Source organism: Dyella ginsengisoli LA-4 (assembly GCF_000334915.1).
Classification (GTDB): Bacteria; Pseudomonadota; Gammaproteobacteria; order Xanthomonadales; family Rhodanobacteraceae; genus Dyella_A; species Dyella_A ginsengisoli_A.
The window spans coordinates 29,459-46,305 of the sequence record NZ_AMSF01000064.1 but is presented as its reverse complement, the minus strand read 5'-3'; the positions used below and the strand labels follow the sequence as shown (position 1 = coordinate 46,305).

Below are 16,847 nucleotides of genomic sequence, written 5' to 3'. Positions count from 1 at the left end.
TGCCATCCCGGTTTGGACGTCCAAAGGATTTGCCCGTGAACGCTACGCAGCCCGCCCTCGCGGCGCCGTCCGGCCTGGGCGAGGAACGCCAGACCCTGCTGCGCCAGCTGGTCGACGGCCTGGAGCCGGCCCAGCTGTACTGGATCGCCGCCTACGCCGCGCAGCAGGCAGCGCATCCGGTCGCGCGCCAGGCCCAGGCGCCGGCTGCCCGCCTCACCGTGCTGTACGGCAGCCAGACCGGCAATGCCCGCCGGGTCGCCGAGCGCTTTGCCGCGGAGGCCGAAGCGGCCGGCCTGCCGGTGCGACTGGTGCGGGCCGGCGCCTACCCGGTGCGCGAACTGGCGAACGAGCGCTATCTCGCCGTGGTGGTCAGCACCCAGGGCGAGGGCGAGCCGCCGGACGACGCGCGTGGTTTCGTCGAATTCCTGGCCTCCCGCCGCGCGCCGAAGTTGCCGGCGCTGCAATACGCAGTGCTCGGTCTCGGCGACTCCAGCTATCCGTTGTTCAACGCCATGGGCCGGGCCGTCGACGCACGGCTGGCCGAGCTCGGCGCGAAGCGGCTGGCCCCGCTGGCCGAGGCCGACGTGGACATCGAACCGGTGGCCGGACCCTGGGCCGAAGGCGCGTTGGCACTGGTGCGCGAAAGGCTCGCCCGCGAACTGCCCACCGCCTCGGTGACGCCGCTACGGGCAGCACCGATACGGCCGCAGTTCCATCGCGACCGGCCATTTCCGGCGCCGGTGCTGGCCAACCAGCGCATCGTCTCGCGGCATGCCGACCGCGATGTGCGCCATGTGGAGCTGTCGCTGGAAGGCTCCGGCCTTCGCTACGCGCCGGGCGACGCGCTGGGCGTGTGGCACCGCAACCCGTGGTCGCTGGTCGACGCCTTCCTCGCTTCGCTGGCGCTGGACGGTGACGCCGCGGTCGCCCGCGACGGCAAGACCCTGCCGTTGCGGGAGTGGCTGGCGCGCGAGCGTGAGCTGACGCGGTCCAGCCGTCCACTGGTGCAGGCTGTCGCCGAGCGTGCCGACAGCGCGGTGCTGCGCGCCATCCTGGAAGACGCCGAGGCGCTGAAGGCACTGCTTGCCAGCCATCAGCCGATCGACCTGCTGCGTGCCTATCCTGCCAGCTGGGATGCCGCGGCACTGGTCGCCGCGCTGCGCCCGCTGACGCCACGGCTGTATTCCATCGCCTCCAGCCCGCAGGCGGTGGGCGAGGACGAGGTGCACCTGACCCTGGCGGTGGTGGACTACCACGCCCACGGCGAGCCGCATCTCGGCGCCGCCTCGCGCTGGATCGCCGATGCCGACGAGGACGCCACGCTGGACGTCTTCGTCGAGGCGAACGAACGCTTCCGGCTGCCGGCGGACGGTGCGCGCGACGTGATCATGATCGGCCCCGGCACCGGCGTCGCGCCGTTCCGCGCCTTCGTGCAGGAGCGCCAGCAGGCAGGCGCGACCGGGCGCAACTGGCTGGTGTTCGGCAACCGGCACGCCGCCGACGACTTCCTCTACCAGGTCGAGTGGCAGCAGGCGCTCAGGGACGGCGCGCTGCACCGGCTGGATGTGGCCTTCTCGCGCGACCAGGCCGGGAAGCGCTACGTGCAGCACGTGCTGCGCGAGCGTGGCGCCGAGCTGTACGCCTGGCTCGCCGGCGGTGCGCATCTGTATGTCTGCGGTGATGCCGCGCAGATGGCGAAGGACGTGCACGCCGCGCTCGTCGAGATCGTCGCCACCCACGGCGGCACGACCCCCGAGGCCGCCCAGGCCCGGCTTTCCGAATGGCTGCAGGACGGGCGCTACGCCCGCGACGTGTACTAGAAATGAGCGAGACCCAATCCTTGCCCGTGTCCGAGATGGAGCGCATCAAGGCGGCCAGCCGGCTGCTGCGCGGGACCATCGTGGACGGGCTGGCCGACCCGGTCACCGGTGCGATCAGCGACGACGACAACAAGCTGCTGAAATTCCACGGCAGCTATCAGCAGGACGACCGCGACCTGCGCGACGAACGCCGTCGGCAGAAGCTGGAGCCGGCATATTCCTTCATGATCCGCGCGCGCCTGCCGGGCGGCGTGGTGACGCCGGCGCAGTGGCTGGCGTTCGACCGCATCGCCACCGAACACGCCAACGGCACACTGCGCATCACCACGCGGCAGACCTTCCAGTGGCACGGCGTGATCAAGCGCCGCCTGAAGCCGACGCTGCGCGCCATCCACGATGCGCTGGCCACCACCATCGCCGCCTGCGGCGACGTGGTGCGCACCGTGGTCAGCAGCGCGAACCCGGAAGTGCCCGACACGCACGCGCTGGCCTACGCCTGGGCCGCGAAGCTCTCCGAGCACCTGGAGCCGCAGACGCGGGCGTACCACGAGATCTGGCTGGACGGCGAAAAGGTCGTCGGTGAGGAGCACGAGCCGCTGTACGGTCCGACCTACCTGCCGCGCAAGTTCAAGATCGGCCTGGCGATCCCGCCGTTCAACGACATCGACGTCTTTGCCCAGGACCTGGGCCTGATCGCGATCATCGAGGGCGGTGAACTGCGCGGCTTCAACGTCGCCATCGGCGGCGGCATGGGCGCCAGCCACGGTGATCCGACGACGTATCCGCGGCTGGCCAGCGTGATTGGCTTCGTCACGCCGGAGCAGCTGATCGCCGTGGCCGAAGGCGTGGTCGGCGTGCAGCGCGACTGGGGCAACCGCAGCGAACGCAAGCACGCGCGGTTGAAATACACGCTGGATCACCGCGGCTTGGAAAATTTCGTTGCCGAGCTGGAGTCGCGCCTCGGCTTTGCGCTTGCGCCGGCGCGACCGTACGCGTTCGAGCACAACGGTGACCGCTACGGCTGGACCGAAGGTGGGGATGGGCACTGGCATCTCACCCTGCACATCGAGGCCGGGCGGCTGGCCGATGTGGGCACCGTGCGTTCGCTGAGCGGCCTGCGCGAGCTGGCGAAGGTGCACACCGGCAGCTTCCGCATGACCTGCAACCAGAACGTGATCGTTGCCGACGTGGCAGCGGCCGACCGGGCACGCATCGATGCGCTGATCGCTGAGTACGGCCTGGATGGCTACGCCCGGTCCAGCCCTATCCGTCGCCATGCGGTGGCCTGCGTGGCGCTGCCGACCTGCGGTCTGGCGATGGCCGAGAGCGAGCGCTACCTGCCGGACCTGCTGCCGAAGCTGGAAGCCCGGCTCGAACACCACGGCCTGGCCGACGCACCGATCCTGCTGCGCCTGTCCGGTTGCCCCAACGGTTGCTCGCGGCCGTATCTGGGCGAGATCGCGCTGGTCGGTCGCGCGCCGGGCCGCTACGACCTGCGCCTGGGCGCCGACTTCCGCGGCCAGCGGCTGAATCACATCTACCGCGAGAACATCGACGAGGCCGCCATCCTCGCCGCGCTCGACCCGCTGTTCGCCCGTTACGCCACCGAGCGCTTTGTGAGTGAGGGCTTTGGCGACTTCCTCGTGCGCACCGGCGAGGTCGGTGTGCCGCAGAAGATTCCCGCACAGGTGACTGCGTGAATCCTGCCTACCTCGACGCCGCTGCCCGCGATCCGGCCGTGCTCGGAAGGCTGGATGAATGGATGGGCCGGCTCAACGCGCCGGAGCGGGTGCGTTGGGTGATGCGCAACGTGCCGGGCCCGCTGGTGCTGTCGTCCAGCTTCGGGGCGCAGGCGGCGCTTATGCTGCACATGGTCACGCGCGAACAGCCGGATATCCCGGTGGTGCTGATCGACACCGGTTATCTGTTCACCGAGACCTATCGTTTCGTGGACCAGCTGGTCGACCGCCTCAAGCTCAACCTCAAGGTCTACCGCTCCGCGATGAGTCCCGCGTGGATGGAGGCCCGTCATGGCCGGCTGTGGGAGCAGGGCGAAGCGGGCATCAAGCGCTACAACGAACTGCGCAAGGTGGAACCCATGCTGCGCGCACTCGCCGAACTCGGCGCCGCCGGCTGGTTCTCCGGCCTGCGCCGCGTGCAGTCGCGCAGTCGCGAGCAGATTCCGTTCGTCCAGCGCCGCAACGATCGCTGGAAGTTCCACCCGATCGCCGACTGGCGCGACCGCGACGTGGGCCAGTACCTCGCCCAGCATGGCCTGCCGTACCACCCGCTGTGGGACCAGGGCTATGTCTCGATCGGCGACGTGCACACCACGCGCCCGTGGGAGCCGGGGATGGAAGCCGAGGAGACGCGGTTTTTCGGGCTGCACCGCGAGTGCGGCCTGCACGAGGCGGTGTAGGCAAGGCGGCCGGGAGCGTCTCTTCAGCCCGGTGGATGCGCATGGCGGGCGGTGGATCCAGCGTGCGCGGGAATGAGTGTGGGGGATATGCCCGACCGCCCGACAGGCAACGGGGAGGCCCGATCCGGGCGCCAGGCGGACGACCGGCACTCCGCCTGCCGGTCATTCCGGCATGGGCCGGTACCCGGGGACTCTTCGCATGGGTCTGGCTCCCGCAACATGCCGTCGCGCTTGCCGTGCGGGCCGTCGCGGGATCGGCATGCAGCGTCCGTCAGGCCTTCGCAGTCACCGGTTTGCCTGCCACCCTCACCGCCCGCTCGCGCCACGTCGGTGCCGTCGGCCATTCCACCGCCTCGCCGGCGGACAGGTGTCGGGCCAGCGCCTTGCGGTCCAGCTGCGGCGCGAAGTCGGCGATGAACGCGAGCGCGAACTCGCGCGGCACGCCGTCCCGTCGAAGCGCCACCCAGGTGGTGCACGGCGCGAACAGCGCGTCGGCGGAAAGGATGCGCAGATCCGATATGTCCGATGGGAGCAGGGCCATCTCGGCCAGCACGCCGATGCCGAGGCCGGCGCGCACGTAGGTCTTGATCAGGTCGGCATCGGCCGCGGTCATCGCGATCTGCGGGGTCAGCCCACGGGACTCGAAGGCGCGGCGCAGCGAGGACTCCGGTTTCAGCGACGAGTCGTAGCTCACCAGCGGGTGGGTGGCCAGCTCTTCCAACGTGGGCGCGCGATCGAGTGTCGCCAGCGGATGATCCTTCGGCACCACCACGCGGCGCTGCCAGCGGTAGGCGGGCAGGGCAATCACACCGGCCGGCGGTGCCCCGGCAGTGCTGACCACGGCCATGTCCACACCGCCGCCGGCGAGCAGATCCATCAGCTCGGCGTCGGCCGCCGGCTGCAGGTGCACGCTTACCTCCGGATACTGCCGGTTGAGCGCGGCGATCGCGCCGGGCAGGGCGAAGCGTGCCTGGGTATGGGTGGTGGCGATGCGCAGCGTGCCGCGCGCCTCGTTGCGCAGGTTGGCCGCCACCGACTGGATGTTGCCCACCTCGGCCAGGATCGTCCGTGCGCGCTCGAGCACCTTGCCCCCGGCGTGGGTGATCGCATCCAGACTCTTGCCCTTGCGGTTGAACAGCTGGAAGCCGAGCTCCTCCTCCAGCTGCTTGAGCTGCTTGCTCAGTCCCGGCTGGGTCGCGTGCACGCGCTCGGCGGCGACGGTGATGTTGAGTCCGGAGTCGGCGATCGCGATCAGGTAGCGCAGCTGGGTCAGCGTCATGCGGATGCCCCCGGCGGGCACGGGCGGGCGCCGGCTGGTTCCGGCGGCAGGTGGGCGGGGATGGAGGTGGACGGAATGATCTTCATTTGGACGTCTATACATCCGTTTGTTGCGGCGCGTCAAGCGAATGTCATTCCATCCTGCTCATAACCGGGCGGAATAAACACCTTTCCACAAATCATTTGTGGACGAGGGGTTGCGTTCCTAGCTTGGCTGGATGCGCCGCCCGGCGCCCCCAGGCGAGTAACCGACCGCGATGAAGCTGTACCCCCTGTTCGCCGACCTGCACGAACGGCCCGTCCTGGTGGTGGGAGGCGGCAGCGTGGCTGAGCGCAAGGCGGCCATGCTGCTCGATGCCGGTGCCCGGATCACTGTCGGCGCACCGGTGCTGTCGCCCGCGCTGCAAGCCTGGGTGGTGGCCGGGCAGATCGCCCACCGCGCCGGTACGTTCGAGCCGCACTGGCTCGACGAGGCCTGGCTGGTGGTGGCCGCCACCGACGACGCCGGATTGCACCAGCGCATCGCGGAACTGTCCGCCGCGCGACGCATTTTCGTCAACGTGGTCGACGACGCGGCGCGCTCCAGCTTCCATGTGCCGGCGGTGATCGATCGCGCGCCGATCACCATCGCGATCTCGAGCGGCGGCGATGCCCCGATGTTCGCCCGCCTGCTGCGCGAACGGCTGGAAACCCTGCTCGATCACTCGCTCGGCACGCTGGCCACGGTGGCGGTAAAGCTGCGCAAGCGCATCCGCCTGCGCCATCCTCAGCCGGCGGCGCGGCGCCGCTTCTACGAGCAGCTGTTCGCCGGACGTGTCGCCGGGCTGGTGCGACGCGGCCGCGTGGACGAGGCGCAGGCCGAGGCCGAGCGCCTGCTCGCTTCGGATGCCGCCGCTGCTTCCGGCAGCGTTGTGTTGGTCGGTGCCGGTCCTGGCGATCCGGGTTTGCTGACCCTGCGCGCACTGCGTGCGCTGAACGAGGCGGACGTGATCCTGCACGATCGGCTGGTCAGCGCCGAAGTGCTGGCGCTGGCGCGCCGCGATGCCGAGCGCATCGAGGTGGGCAAGCAGGCGGGCCACCACCACACCACGCAGGAGGGCATCCACGCCTTGATGCTCGAACACGCCCGCGCCGGTCGCCGGGTGGTGCGACTGAAGGGCGGCGATCCGTTCGTGTTCGGCCGCGGCGGCGAGGAGCTGGAGTTCCTGCGTGGGCATGGCATCCCCTATGAAGTGGTGCCCGGGATCACCGCTGCAGTCGCCTGCGCCGCCTATGCCGGCATCCCGCTCACCCACCGCGACCACGCCCAGTCGGTGCGCTTGCTCACCGCGCACTGCAAGGCGTCGCACGACACTCTGGACTGGCCCGCGCTGGCCCGGGAGCGGCAGACCCTCGCGGTGTACATGGGCGTGTCGCAGCTCGAAGCGTTCCAGCAGCGCTTGATCGCGCACGGCCGCGCGGCGTCCACGCCGTTCGCGCTGGTCGAGAATGGCTCGCGCCCGGAACAACGGGTGGTCACCGGTACGCTGGGCCGGCTCGCCCGGCGGGCAGCCGAGCAGGCGGTGAAGTCCCCCGCACTGCTCATCCTGGGCGAGGTGGCCGCGCTTGCCGGGTCGCTGGCCTGGTTTGGCGCTCCTCCGCTGGATGAAGCGCCGACCCCACCCCGTCCAGGGTGTGTCGACCGGCCGGCCGGCGCCGACCGCCTGCTCGCCGCCATTCACCACGCCTGAACACCTTTCCTCCGGAATCGGTGCAGCATTACCGATTCCGTTCCCCACCTTCCGGTCCCAGGAGCGATCCATGATCTACGACAACATCCTCGACACCATCGGCGATACCCCGATCGTGAAGCTGCACCGTCTCGCACCGAAGGGCGTGGACGTGTACGTGAAGGTGGAGGCTTTCAACCCTGGCGGTTCGGTGAAGGATCGCCTGGCGCTGGCGATCATCCTCGACGCCGAAAAGCGCGGTGTGCTCAAGCCCGGCCAGACCGTGGTGGAAGCTACCTCGGGCAACACCGGCGTCGGGCTGGCGATGGTCTGCGCCGCGCGCGGCTACCCGTTCGTGGCGGTGATGAGCGAGACGTTCTCCATCGAGAGGCGCAAGTTGATGCGCGCCTACGGTGCCAAGGTGGTGCTGACCCCGGCCGCCGAGCGCGGTACCGGCATGGTCGAAAAGGCCAAGGCGCTGGCCGCGAAGCACGGCTGGTTCTGGGCCAGCCAGTTCGAGAATCCGGCCAACCCGGCCTACCACCGCAGCACCACCGCAGCGGAGATCCTGCGCGATTTCGCCGGCAGGCGGCTGGACTACTTCGTCACCGGCTGGGGCACTGGCGGCACGCTCACCGGCGTGGGCGAGATGCTCAAGCTGGCACGGCCGGAGGTGAAGATCATCGCCACCGAGCCAGCCGGTGCCTCGCTGCTGGGCGGCAAGGAATGGCAGCCGCACAAGATCCAGGGCTGGACCCCGGATTTCGTGCCGGGCGTACTGAACCGCGAGGTGGTCGACGAGCTGCGTCCGGTCACCGACGAGCGCGCCCGCGAGGTGGCCCGGGCGCTGGCCAGGGAGGAGGGTATCTTCGTCGGCCTGTCCTGCGGCGGCACCCTGGCCGCGGCGTTGGACGTGGCCAAGGACGCGCCGCAGGGCTCGGTGCTTTTGGCGATGCTGCCGGACACCGGCGAGCGCTACCTCTCCACCTACCTGTTCGAAGGCGTCAACGAGGGTTCGGACGAGGTGGAGTGACCCATGCGCTGACCACTACCAGGGTCGCAGGATGAAGACTGCATCCTGCGACCAGCGGGTTGCGTCGGACCCGCCTCACATGGGCGGGAATGCCCCGCCGGAGCCGCAACGGTTCGGCCCCTTCGAGGCGCAACCGGGGTGCTAGGATGCGCTGGCATCGGAACCCAAGGAGGGCAGGCGATGGCTACGACGACGACCGATCTCTACCGCTCGGTGATGGGTGGGGGCTTCAAGAGCATAAAGCTGGGCGTCTATCCCGGGGACGGGGTGCTGGATCCGCGCTGGGAGCCGAAAGAGTATTTCAGCAGCAAGCTCAAGAAGATGGTCACCAGTCAGGCAGATGTCACCGTGGTGACCGGGGGCGAGGATGTGCCGGAGGTGTTGCCAGATGGCGGCACTTCGCTGCATGACGTGCCTGGTTGGTTTCCCAGCAAGGAATTCTTCATTCCTTCCGGCACCGAGTACTCCGATGAGGTGATCCGCATCGTCAAGGACGCCAAGCTCAAGACTAGTCCGTACAACCCGAAGCTGAAGGGCTACCACTATCAACTCGAGCCGCGCACCCGGATGACGGTCGAAGCGTTCAAGGGGGCGTTGGACAACATGGCGCGTGCCGCGGTGGCACGTCAGTGTGAGATGGTCAAAAAGTGACTGCCCCAGCAGCAGGTGAGCGAATGCCAAGCATCAGCCATCAGACATTGATCATCTCGATACAGGCCGTGGCTTCGGAGATCCGGAATTTGCGCGCGGCACTGGCCGAAGGTGACGCCGAGCCGGAGGAGTACCAGCTGCTCGAGGACTGGCAGCACGCTGCCGATGACCTGGAGCGGGCTTACGACGAGGCGGCCAGAACAGTGCTCAACCTGCCGCCCTACGACGAACTGGTCGGTGGATAGCGCCAGCGTTTCCGGCGCCCGCCTGCAGCGCTAGCATGCGTGTTTCCCCCGACCCGGAGATCGTGCATGAAGCTCTACTACCTCCCCGGTGCCTGCTCGCTGTCGCCCAACATCGTGGCGCACGAACTGGGCATTACGCTCACGCTGGACAAGGTGGACGGCAAGACCAAGCTCACCGCATCGGGCGAGAACTTCCTCGAGGTGAACCCCAAGGGCTACGTGCCGGCGATCCGGCTGGACGACGGCGAGGTGCTCACCGAGGGTCCGGCCATCGTGCAGTACCTGGCCGACCTGAAGCCGGAGAGCGGGTTGGCCCCACCGAATGGCACGTTGGCGCGCTACCGCCTGCAGGAGATCCTCACCTACATCAATTCTGAAGTGCACAAGACCTTCAGTCCGCTGTTCAATCCGGCGACCTCGGACGAGGCCAGGGCCGAGCGCGTGGATTACCTCAAGCGCCGCTACGGTTACATCGAGAGCATCCTGTCGCGCCAGCCGTACCTCATGGGCGATCACTTCAGCGTGGCCGATGCCTACCTGTTCGTGGTCACCAACTGGTCGCGCGTGATCAAGCTGGACCTGAGCGAATTTCCCGCGCTGCTGGCGTTCCAGAAGCGCGTCGGCGAGCGGCCTGCAGTGCAGGCGGCCATGCGCGAGGAAGGCTTGATCAAGTAACACGGAAGGGCGAAGGGCGCCGCTGCGCGGCACCCTTCGCCCGACAAGCCCCACATCCTTCGGGGCACCATGCTCTGGCGCGAGGCGCCCGCTACTTGGCCGGGTGATCGTCGGCGCCGGTGATATCGATTCGCTGGTGATCCCTTGCGTTTTCCAGCACGGCCTGGTCGAGCTTCCACTGGCCAAGCGCCTCGGTGGCCTTCACGTACACCGTCCCCTTGCCCTGCGGCCCTTCGACGTCGAATACGAGGCTGGCCTCGCCATCGGGTCCGGAGACGCGGATATTGCCATTGGGAAAGCCACCGGTAATCGGCTGGCCAAGCATCTGCACGGCCGTGGGATTGGAGTTGACGGCCCTGACGGCCATCTCGTAGGCCTCCGAGTTCTTCAGCATCGCGATGATGGCGGCGAACAGGCCGGCCATCATGATCGCGAACAGCCCCAATCCAAGCACACCCCCCAGAGCCCATTTGCGCTGGGTCGCCTTGAACGCCTCGACACTCTCCCAGCGCTTGTTCTGCCAGGCCCAGGTGCTGCCCTTGGCGCCAAGCACGAAGGGCATCGCCATGTTCACCAGCGGCACGAACATCAGGAAGGCGATGAAGGTGTTGTTGCCGATGCCCCAGATCCAGCTGAGCAGGAACGCGCCCCAGTTCCAGCGTTTGATCTCGGCCGGGACGGCGGCGGCGCTGCCGCCGCCCGATGTGTTTTCCATGAACTTCCCCGTGGTTGGTAGGCGGATGCCTGGATGAAGCGCTGCGCTGGGCCGATGGCGGTATTGCCGGCCTGATCTGCGCGTGCACCAGCGTGGCTGCGTCGCCAGGGGCCTCGGATCCTGCATCGGTGCCTGCTGAATGACTGTCTAGTCCTTGTCGTTTCTAGCCAGTCGCGCCTGCAGCTCCTGAACTTGTTTCTGCAGACGGAGCACGGAGCTTTGACCGAGCAGGATGATGCCCAGCGCGAAGGCCGCCAGAAGCCAGCCCTCGGCGCCCAGGCCGGTGTGTCGTGCGATGGACGAGCCGGAAAACGATGCGATGACAACGCCGGCGATGGCGGACAGGTCGCCGAGGGCTTTCATGTTCATGGGTCTTCCCTGAAGTGTCTGCCGCGAGGCTACTGCGAATTGTTCGCCCTCAGGTATCTCACCGTGCCCGGGCAGGTTGCTGCTCAGGCAAAGTGTTCTGCTGCTTCTGGCGGAATCACCCAGCCATGCATGCGCGATTCGTAGACCGAGACCGTCGGCGGCGGAAAGTGCGGATCGGCGAAGGCGCCGACCGGGATGGCGACAAAGCCCGGCATGGCCTGGGGTTCGTAGTACACGGTGTCACCGCATAAGGGGCAGAAGTGGAAGATGCAGGTCGTTCCCTCATCACCGGTCCGCGCGTAGGTGGTAGAGGTCCCGGACACGCTGACGTCCTCGCGGCGGAATCGTGCCTGTTCCGAGAAAGGACTGCCGGTGCGTCGCTGGCACGCCAGGCAATGGCAGATCGAGATGCGTACCGGTTCGCCGCTCACTTCGGCGATGAGCCGGCCGCAGGTGCATGAGGCATGGCGGATGGGCATGGCTGCTCCTTGGAATGGTGAGGCTCGTCGGGTCGGTCGATCGCGCTGCTCCTGGCTTCTGGATCGTGCGCGTAATCCATGCAGGCATTGCTGATGACCATGGGCAATCTAATACGGATATCCTCGTCAGATCCCTGGGACAGCGAGATGGACTTCGATGCAGGATGCGCTCTCTTGCTTCATTCCCTGCCACTGTCGAGCAGTCGCATGAGGCCTGTTTTCGTCGGATCTGGAGGGCATGGTCCCGGCCATGGTGTCAGGGTAGTCGGGACCGCGCGACACGGAGAAACCCATCCGGGTCGGAGGGGTTCCCGCAAGCGCACTGGATTCCGGCAAATGCCCGCGGTGAAACCCTCGCATGGATTGGGCTTGCGTCTCCTCATCGTGACTCTGGTTCTGATCGCCTGCCTTGCCAGCCCGGCACGCGCTCAGTCGTTGAGTGTGGATATCTTCGGCGGCACCAAAGCAGCCATTCCGATCGTGGTGGCACCGTTTGCCGATCAGGGCGCGGGACTCCTGCGGACCGATGTGGCCGAGGTGATCCGCAACGACTTCGACCGTTCCGGCAGGTTTCGCGCGCTGGACAAGGCGGACGTCGTCGAGACGCCGTCACGAGGCGCGGACATCCGGTTCGCCACCTGGCGGTTGCTGAAGCAGGACCTCATCGTCGTCGGTCGCAGCAGGGCCGCCGGCAACGGCATGGTGCAGGTGGCGTACGAACTGTGGGACGTGAACAAGGCCCAGCGCCTGCTGTCCCAGGCGATGCCGCCTGTCCCGGCGGCTGACCTGCGCAGCGTGGCGCATCAGATCGCCGACGCCATCTACGAGAAGATCACCGGCGTGCGTGGTGCGTTCTGGACGCGCATCGCCTACGTCACCTCGGTCGGGCGGGGCAGCCACCAGAGCTACTCCCTGATCGTGGCCGACTCTGACGGCTTCAATCCGCAGGTGGTCGCGGGCCACGCGAAGGAGCCACTGCTCTCGCCTGCGTGGTCGCCGGATGGAAACAAGCTCGCCTACGTGTCGTTCGCGAGCGGCAACTCGGCGATCTACGTGCAGGACCTGACCACCGGTGCGCGCACCCTGGTGTCAGGCCACGCCAAGGGCATAAACGGCGCGCCGGCGTGGTCGCCGGACGGCACCCGGTTGGCCATGTCACTGTCCTACGTGGGGAATCCCGAGATCTTCGTGATGAACCTGGCCACGCACCGGGAGACTCGCCTGACCAACAACCTCGCGATCGACACTGAGCCGGTGTGGTCGCCCGACGGGAAAAGCATCTATTTCACGTCCGATCGTTCCGGCCAGCCACAGATCTACTCGGTCCCGGCGACTGGCGGCGCGCCCACCCGTGTGACCTTCCAGGGCCAGAGCAATTACGACTGCGACGTGAGCTACGACGACAAACAGATCGCGATGGTTCAGGGGAACGACAACGTGTACCGGATCGCCATCCTCGACCGCAGCCTGGGCGATCAGGTGCGTTTCGTGTCACCGGGGCCGTACGAGGAGTCGCCCAGTTTTGCGCCAAACGCCAGTATGTTGCTGTATGCCTCCAGCAACGGTTCTCACGGCGTGCTGTATTCCGTTTCGGCCGATGGCAGCGTCCGCCAGCGCTTGATGCTGTCCGACGGCGACGTGCGTGAACCTGCCTGGGGGCCGTTCCGGCCGCGTTGAGCGACAGGGCAAAACAAAACGCCCCGGCGGATGACCGGGGCGTTCTGCATTCATCGGGGCCGAGGAGACTCTAGATGTCCCTGGCCAGTTCCTCAGCCAGGCCGATGTAGCCGCCCGGGGTGAGGGCCAGCAGGCGTTGCTTGTCGGCGGCGGGCAGGGCGAGGCCGTCGATGAAGGTGCGCATCGAGTCCTTGGTGATGCCCTGGCCGCGGGTCAGCGCCTTGAGCTGCTCGTACGGCTCGGGCAGGCCATGGCGGCGCATCACGGTCTGCACGGCTTCGGCGAGCACTTCCCAGCTGGCGTCCAGATCCGCGGCGAGGCGGTCCGGGTTCACCTGCAGCTTGCCCAGACCCTTGGCCAGCGACTCCAGCGCGACCAGCGTGTGGCCGAAGGCGGTGCCCAGCGCGCGCAGCACGGTGGAGTCGGTGAGGTCGCGCTGCCAGCGGCTGATCGGCAGCTTCTCGGCGAAGTGGCCGAGCAGCGCATTGGCGAGACCGAAGTTGCCCTCGGCGTTCTCGAAGTCGATCGGGTTGACCTTGTGCGGCATGGTCGACGAACCCACCTCGCCTGCCTTCAGCGCCTGCTTGAAGTAGCCCAGCGAGATGTAGCCCCAGATGTCGCGGGCCAGATCGATCAGCACGGTGTTGGCGCGACGCACCGCTTCGCAGTATTCGGCGACGCCGTCGTGCGGCTCGATCTGCGTGGTGTAGGCGTTGTAGTCCAGGCCCAGGCTCTCGACGAAGCGCTGCGAGAACGCCCGCCAGTCCAGCTCCGGGTAGGTGATGGCGTGGGCGTTGTAGTTGCCCACCGCACCGTTGATCTTGCCGCTGATCTCCACCTCGGCCAGCTGCTTGCGCTGGCGCTCCAGACGGGCGACCACGTTCGCCAGTTCCTTGCCCAGCGTGGTCGGCGAGGCGGTCTGGCCGTGGGTGCGCGAGAGCATCGGCAGCGCGGCGTGGGTGTGGGCCAGCGTGCGCAGGGTGGCGATGATCCTGTCGAACGCCGGCAGCAGCACCTGGGTGCGCGCGTCGCGCAGCATCAGCGCGTAGGACAGGTTGTTGATGTCCTCGCTGGTGCAGGCGAAGTGCACGAACTCCTTGGCCTTGGCCAGCGCCGGATCGGCGTCCATGCGCTCCTTGATGAAGTACTCCACCGCCTTGACGTCGTGGTTGGTGGTGGCCTCGATGGTCTTGATGCGGGCGCCGTCCTCCACCGCGAAACCGTCGGCGATGGCCTTCAGCGTGGCGATCTGGGCGGCGGAGAACGCCGGCAGCTCGGCGATGCCCGGCTCGGCGGCCAGCGCCAGCAGCCAGGCGATCTCCACCTGCACGCGCCGGTGCATCAGGCCGTATTCGCTGAAGATCGGACGCAGCGATTCGGCCTTGCTGGCGTAGCGGCCGTCCAGCGGGGACAGGGCGGTGAGGGTAGTAAGGGCCATGGAAAATGCCTGGATTCCTGAGGAAGCAAGCCGGCAATTGTAGCCGCGACACCCGCGTGCTGCCGCTTCATGGCTTGCCGGAATGTTCTGGCGCCAGCGGCCCTGTTCCGATTGATCATGAAATTCATACGACGTATAGTTTTGTACAAAGTATGATTTTTGGGTGTTCCATGAAAAAGCCGAGCGTCTCCGCTGAATCCGGGCGCCGCGAGCGAAAGCGGCAGCGGCTGGCCTCGCATTTAGCGGCAACCGCATTTGAGCTGTTCGAAGAGCAGGGCTATGACGCGGTCACCATGGAGCAGATCGCCGCCGAAGGAGATGTCGCCAAGGCAACGCTTTACAACTACTTCCCCATGAAGGAAGCGCTGGTGGCGTTCCGCTTCAACGAGGAGATCATCCAGGGGATGCAGGCGCTGGCGGCTGAGCTGGATACACAAGTCACGTTTGCCGCACGTATGCGCTTGCTGTTACGCGCGTCAGCGGCCTGGCATGCATCGAAGCGGCCGTATCTGCCGCATTACCTGCGCTACATCAACAACCATTCGATGACCGGGGACATCAAGCCGGACACGACCACCGCAAGCAGTACCAGTTGGAAGGTGCTGGCTGAGATGTTCAAGGCGGCCCAGCAGCGTGGAGAGGTGGCATCGGCGATACCCGCGGAAAAGCTCGCCTGGTCCTTCGAATTCCTGCTCTACGGCGCGGTAACCGGATGGTTGATGCACCCGGATCGCGATCTGGTAGATGAATTTCTGCTTGTGTTCGATTTGCTGATGAAGGGGGTGGCCGCCAATACCGGTCCAGCGGGGGCCGCAGCAAGATCATCCCGTCAGCGCGGTGCGGCGCGTTCTTCCGTTTGATCTGCCTATCTCCGGTCCTGGGGTCTTCGTATGGAAACTGCACAAGCGCGCGAATCTACCGTAGTTCGGCCATGGCCCCTGGGCCTTCCGTTGTTGACCGAGGTGCGTAGAGATCCATTGGGGGCGATGGAACGTTTTCATGCCGAGTGCGGGGACGTCGCGCACCTGCGTGTGCTTTCCACCGACCTGTATTACCTGTTCCATCCGGCCCTCGCGCGTAGCGTGCTGGTGGATCATCAGGACATTTTCACCAAGGAAGAGCGCACGCTGGATATTTTCCATACGGTCCACGGTGCCAATGTGATCACCACCGACGGCCCCGTGTGGGAGCGTCAGCGACGCATCCTCAAGGGGTCTTTTACCCTGCAACGGATCGAGGCCTGCTCTGGATTGATGGCTGCTGCGGCTGACCTGGGCATCAGCAGCGAACTGCCCCAGCGCGGTGGTGAAACGAGCCTGATCGATGTCGACCGTTTTACGACGCGGATCACCATGGATGTCATTCTTCGGGCGCTTTTCGGTTATCGGGGCTCCCGCTCCCGTGAAGAGTCGGACGCGATCTCTGGTGCCGTGCGCGCGTTGTCGCGCCAAGTGATGCGCGAGTTCTTCTGGCCGGTGCGCCCATCGTCGTGGTGGCCATATCCAGGGCGCGCGGACAAGCATCGTCATCTGGAGTTGCTGCGCGGACTCATCGAACCGCGGATTAGGGAACGCAGGGGTGCCACCGAGACGGCCCTACCGCCGGCAGCGGACATGCTGGACCTGATGCTGGCTGCGCGTGACGAGGCGGCGGACGCAGAGTCTCCGGCGTTGACCGATGAGGAGATCTACGCCAACTGCATCGGTCTGTTCGGTGCGGGCCACGACACGTCAGCCAGTGTGTTGGCGTGGTGGATTGGGCTGATGGCGGCGCATCCCGATGTGGCCGAGCGAGTGCGAGAGGAGGCGCGCGCCCGGCCAGGAGTGCCCGGTTCCGCACGCAGCCTGGGCGAAGCCCCTTACCTACACGCTACGCTAAAGGAAGCCATGCGCCTGTACCCGCCGTCGGCGGCAACGTTCACGCGCAAGGCGACACGAGAAGCGCATCTCGACGGCCTCACCATTCCATGCGGTGCCTTGGTAGTGATTCCCATCTGGAGCTTGCATCGCGACGATCGCTGGTTCCCCGCGCCGGAGGTGTTCCAGCCAGAGCGCTTTCTCCCGGGTGCGGCGACTGTTCCCCGCGGAGCTTTCATGCCATTCGGGGCGGGGCCGCACGTTTGCCTGGGACAGCAGTTTGCGATGGTCGAAATGGCACTGATCGCCGACCGACTGCTGCAGGCCTACGACTTCGCTCTGCCCCGTGGAACGGATCTCCCGGTGCCTCGGGTGGAACTGGTGCTCAAGCCGGCGTCGCCGTTGAGAGTCGAGTTCACTCGCCGTCACTGAGCATGGCCCCTTCCCCACTGAGCGGTGTGCGCACCGATTGGTATGCGCTGC

16 protein-coding genes are annotated in these 16,847 nt (G+C 66.9%); 11 read left to right on the top strand and 5 right to left on the bottom strand.

The annotated features are described in order from the left end of the window. Nucleotides 1-35: 35 nt before the first annotated feature. From C693_RS0115560 to C693_RS21945, 3 genes are read left to right on the top strand one after another with little or no spacing between them, the layout of a single operon-like run. Nucleotides 36-1,820, top strand: a complete 1,785-nt coding sequence (locus C693_RS0115560) for an assimilatory sulfite reductase (NADPH) flavoprotein subunit (protein WP_017463202.1) — start codon at nt 36-38, stop codon at nt 1,818-1,820. A gap of 2 nt (nt 1,821-1,822) precedes the next feature. After that, complete coding sequence (cysI, locus tag C693_RS0115555; protein WP_017463201.1) at nt 1,823-3,520, top strand: assimilatory sulfite reductase (NADPH) hemoprotein subunit; 1,698 nt, start codon at nt 1,823-1,825, stop codon at nt 3,518-3,520. Beyond that, on the top strand, nt 3,517-4,239 hold the full coding sequence (locus C693_RS21945; protein WP_017463200.1) for a phosphoadenylyl-sulfate reductase: 723 nt from the start codon (nt 3,517-3,519) through the stop codon (nt 4,237-4,239). The genes cysI and C693_RS21945 overlap by 4 nt, the downstream gene beginning before the upstream one ends. Before the next feature lie 271 nt (nt 4,240-4,510). Here the strand turns inward: C693_RS21945 and C693_RS21940 are convergent, their stop codons facing one another. Further along, the gene (locus C693_RS21940; RefSeq protein WP_017463199.1) at nt 4,511-5,518 is read right to left on the bottom strand and encodes a LysR substrate-binding domain-containing protein; all 1,008 of its coding nucleotides are present in this window, start codon (nt 5,516-5,518) and stop codon (nt 4,511-4,513) included. 256 nt (nt 5,519-5,774) lie between these two features. Between C693_RS21940 and cysG the strand changes: the two genes are divergently transcribed. The 5 genes from cysG (at nt 5,775) to gstA (ending at nt 9,830) form a co-directional block, all read left to right on the top strand. Then, nucleotides 5,775-7,247, top strand: coding sequence for a siroheme synthase CysG (gene cysG / locus C693_RS0115540; protein WP_017463198.1), 1,473 nt, complete (start codon nt 5,775-5,777; stop codon nt 7,245-7,247). A gap of 70 nt (nt 7,248-7,317) precedes the next feature. Continuing rightward, the gene (gene cysK / locus C693_RS0115535; RefSeq protein ID WP_017463197.1) at nt 7,318-8,259 is read left to right on the top strand and encodes a cysteine synthase A; all 942 of its coding nucleotides are present in this window, start codon (nt 7,318-7,320) and stop codon (nt 8,257-8,259) included. 180 nt (nt 8,260-8,439) lie between these two features. Then, a complete protein-coding gene (locus tag C693_RS22715) occupies nt 8,440-8,910 on the top strand; it encodes a hypothetical protein (RefSeq protein WP_017463196.1) in 471 nt (156 codons plus the stop codon). 23 nt (nt 8,911-8,933) lie between these two features. Further along, nucleotides 8,934-9,155, top strand: coding sequence for a hypothetical protein (locus C693_RS0115525; RefSeq protein WP_017463195.1), 222 nt, complete (start codon nt 8,934-8,936; stop codon nt 9,153-9,155). Nucleotides 9,156-9,221: 66 nt separating this feature from the next. Further along, entirely contained in the window at nt 9,222-9,830 is a 609-nt protein-coding gene (gene gstA / locus C693_RS0115520; RefSeq protein WP_017463194.1) for a glutathione transferase GstA, read from the top strand. 91 nt (nt 9,831-9,921) lie between these two features. Here the strand turns inward: gstA and C693_RS0115515 are convergent, their stop codons facing one another. From C693_RS0115515 to C693_RS0115500, 3 genes are all read right to left on the bottom strand, one after another. Continuing rightward, entirely contained in the window at nt 9,922-10,545 is a 624-nt protein-coding gene (locus C693_RS0115515; protein WP_017463193.1) for a cytochrome c oxidase assembly factor Coa1 family protein, read from the bottom strand. A gap of 147 nt (nt 10,546-10,692) precedes the next feature. Then, complete coding sequence (locus C693_RS0115505) at nt 10,693-10,914, bottom strand: hypothetical protein (protein ID WP_017463192.1); 222 nt, start codon at nt 10,912-10,914, stop codon at nt 10,693-10,695. An 83-nt stretch (nt 10,915-10,997) separates the two neighbouring features. Continuing rightward, a complete protein-coding gene (locus C693_RS0115500) occupies nt 10,998-11,393 on the bottom strand; it encodes a GFA family protein (RefSeq protein ID WP_017463191.1) in 396 nt (131 codons plus the stop codon). A 369-nt stretch (nt 11,394-11,762) separates the two neighbouring features. On the opposite strand from C693_RS0115500, the gene tolB reads away from it, so the two are divergent. Next, nucleotides 11,763-13,070, top strand: coding sequence for a Tol-Pal system beta propeller repeat protein TolB (tolB, locus tag C693_RS0115495; RefSeq protein WP_017463190.1), 1,308 nt, complete (start codon nt 11,763-11,765; stop codon nt 13,068-13,070). 70 nt (nt 13,071-13,140) lie between these two features. Here the strand turns inward: tolB and purB are convergent, their stop codons facing one another. Further along, complete coding sequence (gene purB, locus C693_RS0115490) at nt 13,141-14,508, bottom strand: adenylosuccinate lyase (RefSeq protein ID WP_017463189.1); 1,368 nt, start codon at nt 14,506-14,508, stop codon at nt 13,141-13,143. A gap of 5 nt (nt 14,509-14,513) precedes the next feature. Here purB and C693_RS21930 point away from each other — a divergent pair, with 5 nt between their 5' ends. Together C693_RS21930 and C693_RS0115480 are read left to right on the top strand one after the other, a co-directional pair. Next, nucleotides 14,514-15,368 (top strand): TetR/AcrR family transcriptional regulator, encoded by an 855-nt coding sequence (locus C693_RS21930; RefSeq protein ID WP_241762684.1) that lies wholly within the window; start codon nt 14,514-14,516, stop codon nt 15,366-15,368. A 30-nt stretch (nt 15,369-15,398) separates the two neighbouring features. Further along, nucleotides 15,399-16,796, top strand: a complete 1,398-nt coding sequence (locus C693_RS0115480) for a cytochrome P450 (RefSeq protein ID WP_052329405.1) — start codon at nt 15,399-15,401, stop codon at nt 16,794-16,796. Nucleotides 16,797-16,847 lie beyond the last annotated feature (51 nt).

Coding starts and splice junctions, on each gene's coding strand:
- C693_RS0115500 (WP_017463191.1), bottom strand. CDS start 11,393: ATGCCCATCCGCCATGCCTCATGCACCTGCGGCCGGCTCATCGCCGAA.
- C693_RS0115515 (WP_017463193.1), bottom strand. CDS start 10,545: ATGGAAAACACATCGGGCGGCGGCAGCGCCGCCGCCGTCCCGGCCGAG.
- cysI (WP_017463201.1), top strand. CDS start 1,823: ATGAGCGAGACCCAATCCTTGCCCGTGTCCGAGATGGAGCGCATCAAG.
- C693_RS21940 (WP_017463199.1), bottom strand. CDS start 5,518: ATGACGCTGACCCAGCTGCGCTACCTGATCGCGATCGCCGACTCCGGA.
- C693_RS0115505 (WP_017463192.1), bottom strand. CDS start 10,914: ATGAACATGAAAGCCCTCGGCGACCTGTCCGCCATCGCCGGCGTTGTC.
- cysK (WP_017463197.1), top strand. CDS start 7,318: ATGATCTACGACAACATCCTCGACACCATCGGCGATACCCCGATCGTG.
- C693_RS22715 (WP_017463196.1), top strand. CDS start 8,440: ATGGCTACGACGACGACCGATCTCTACCGCTCGGTGATGGGTGGGGGC.
- C693_RS0115480 (WP_052329405.1), top strand. CDS start 15,399: ATGGAAACTGCACAAGCGCGCGAATCTACCGTAGTTCGGCCATGGCCC.
- gstA (WP_017463194.1), top strand. CDS start 9,222: ATGAAGCTCTACTACCTCCCCGGTGCCTGCTCGCTGTCGCCCAACATC.
- C693_RS0115525 (WP_017463195.1), top strand. CDS start 8,934: ATGCCAAGCATCAGCCATCAGACATTGATCATCTCGATACAGGCCGTG.
- cysG (WP_017463198.1), top strand. CDS start 5,775: ATGAAGCTGTACCCCCTGTTCGCCGACCTGCACGAACGGCCCGTCCTG.
- C693_RS21930 (WP_241762684.1), top strand. CDS start 14,514: ATGCCTGGATTCCTGAGGAAGCAAGCCGGCAATTGTAGCCGCGACACC.
- purB (WP_017463189.1), bottom strand. CDS start 14,508: ATGGCCCTTACTACCCTCACCGCCCTGTCCCCGCTGGACGGCCGCTAC.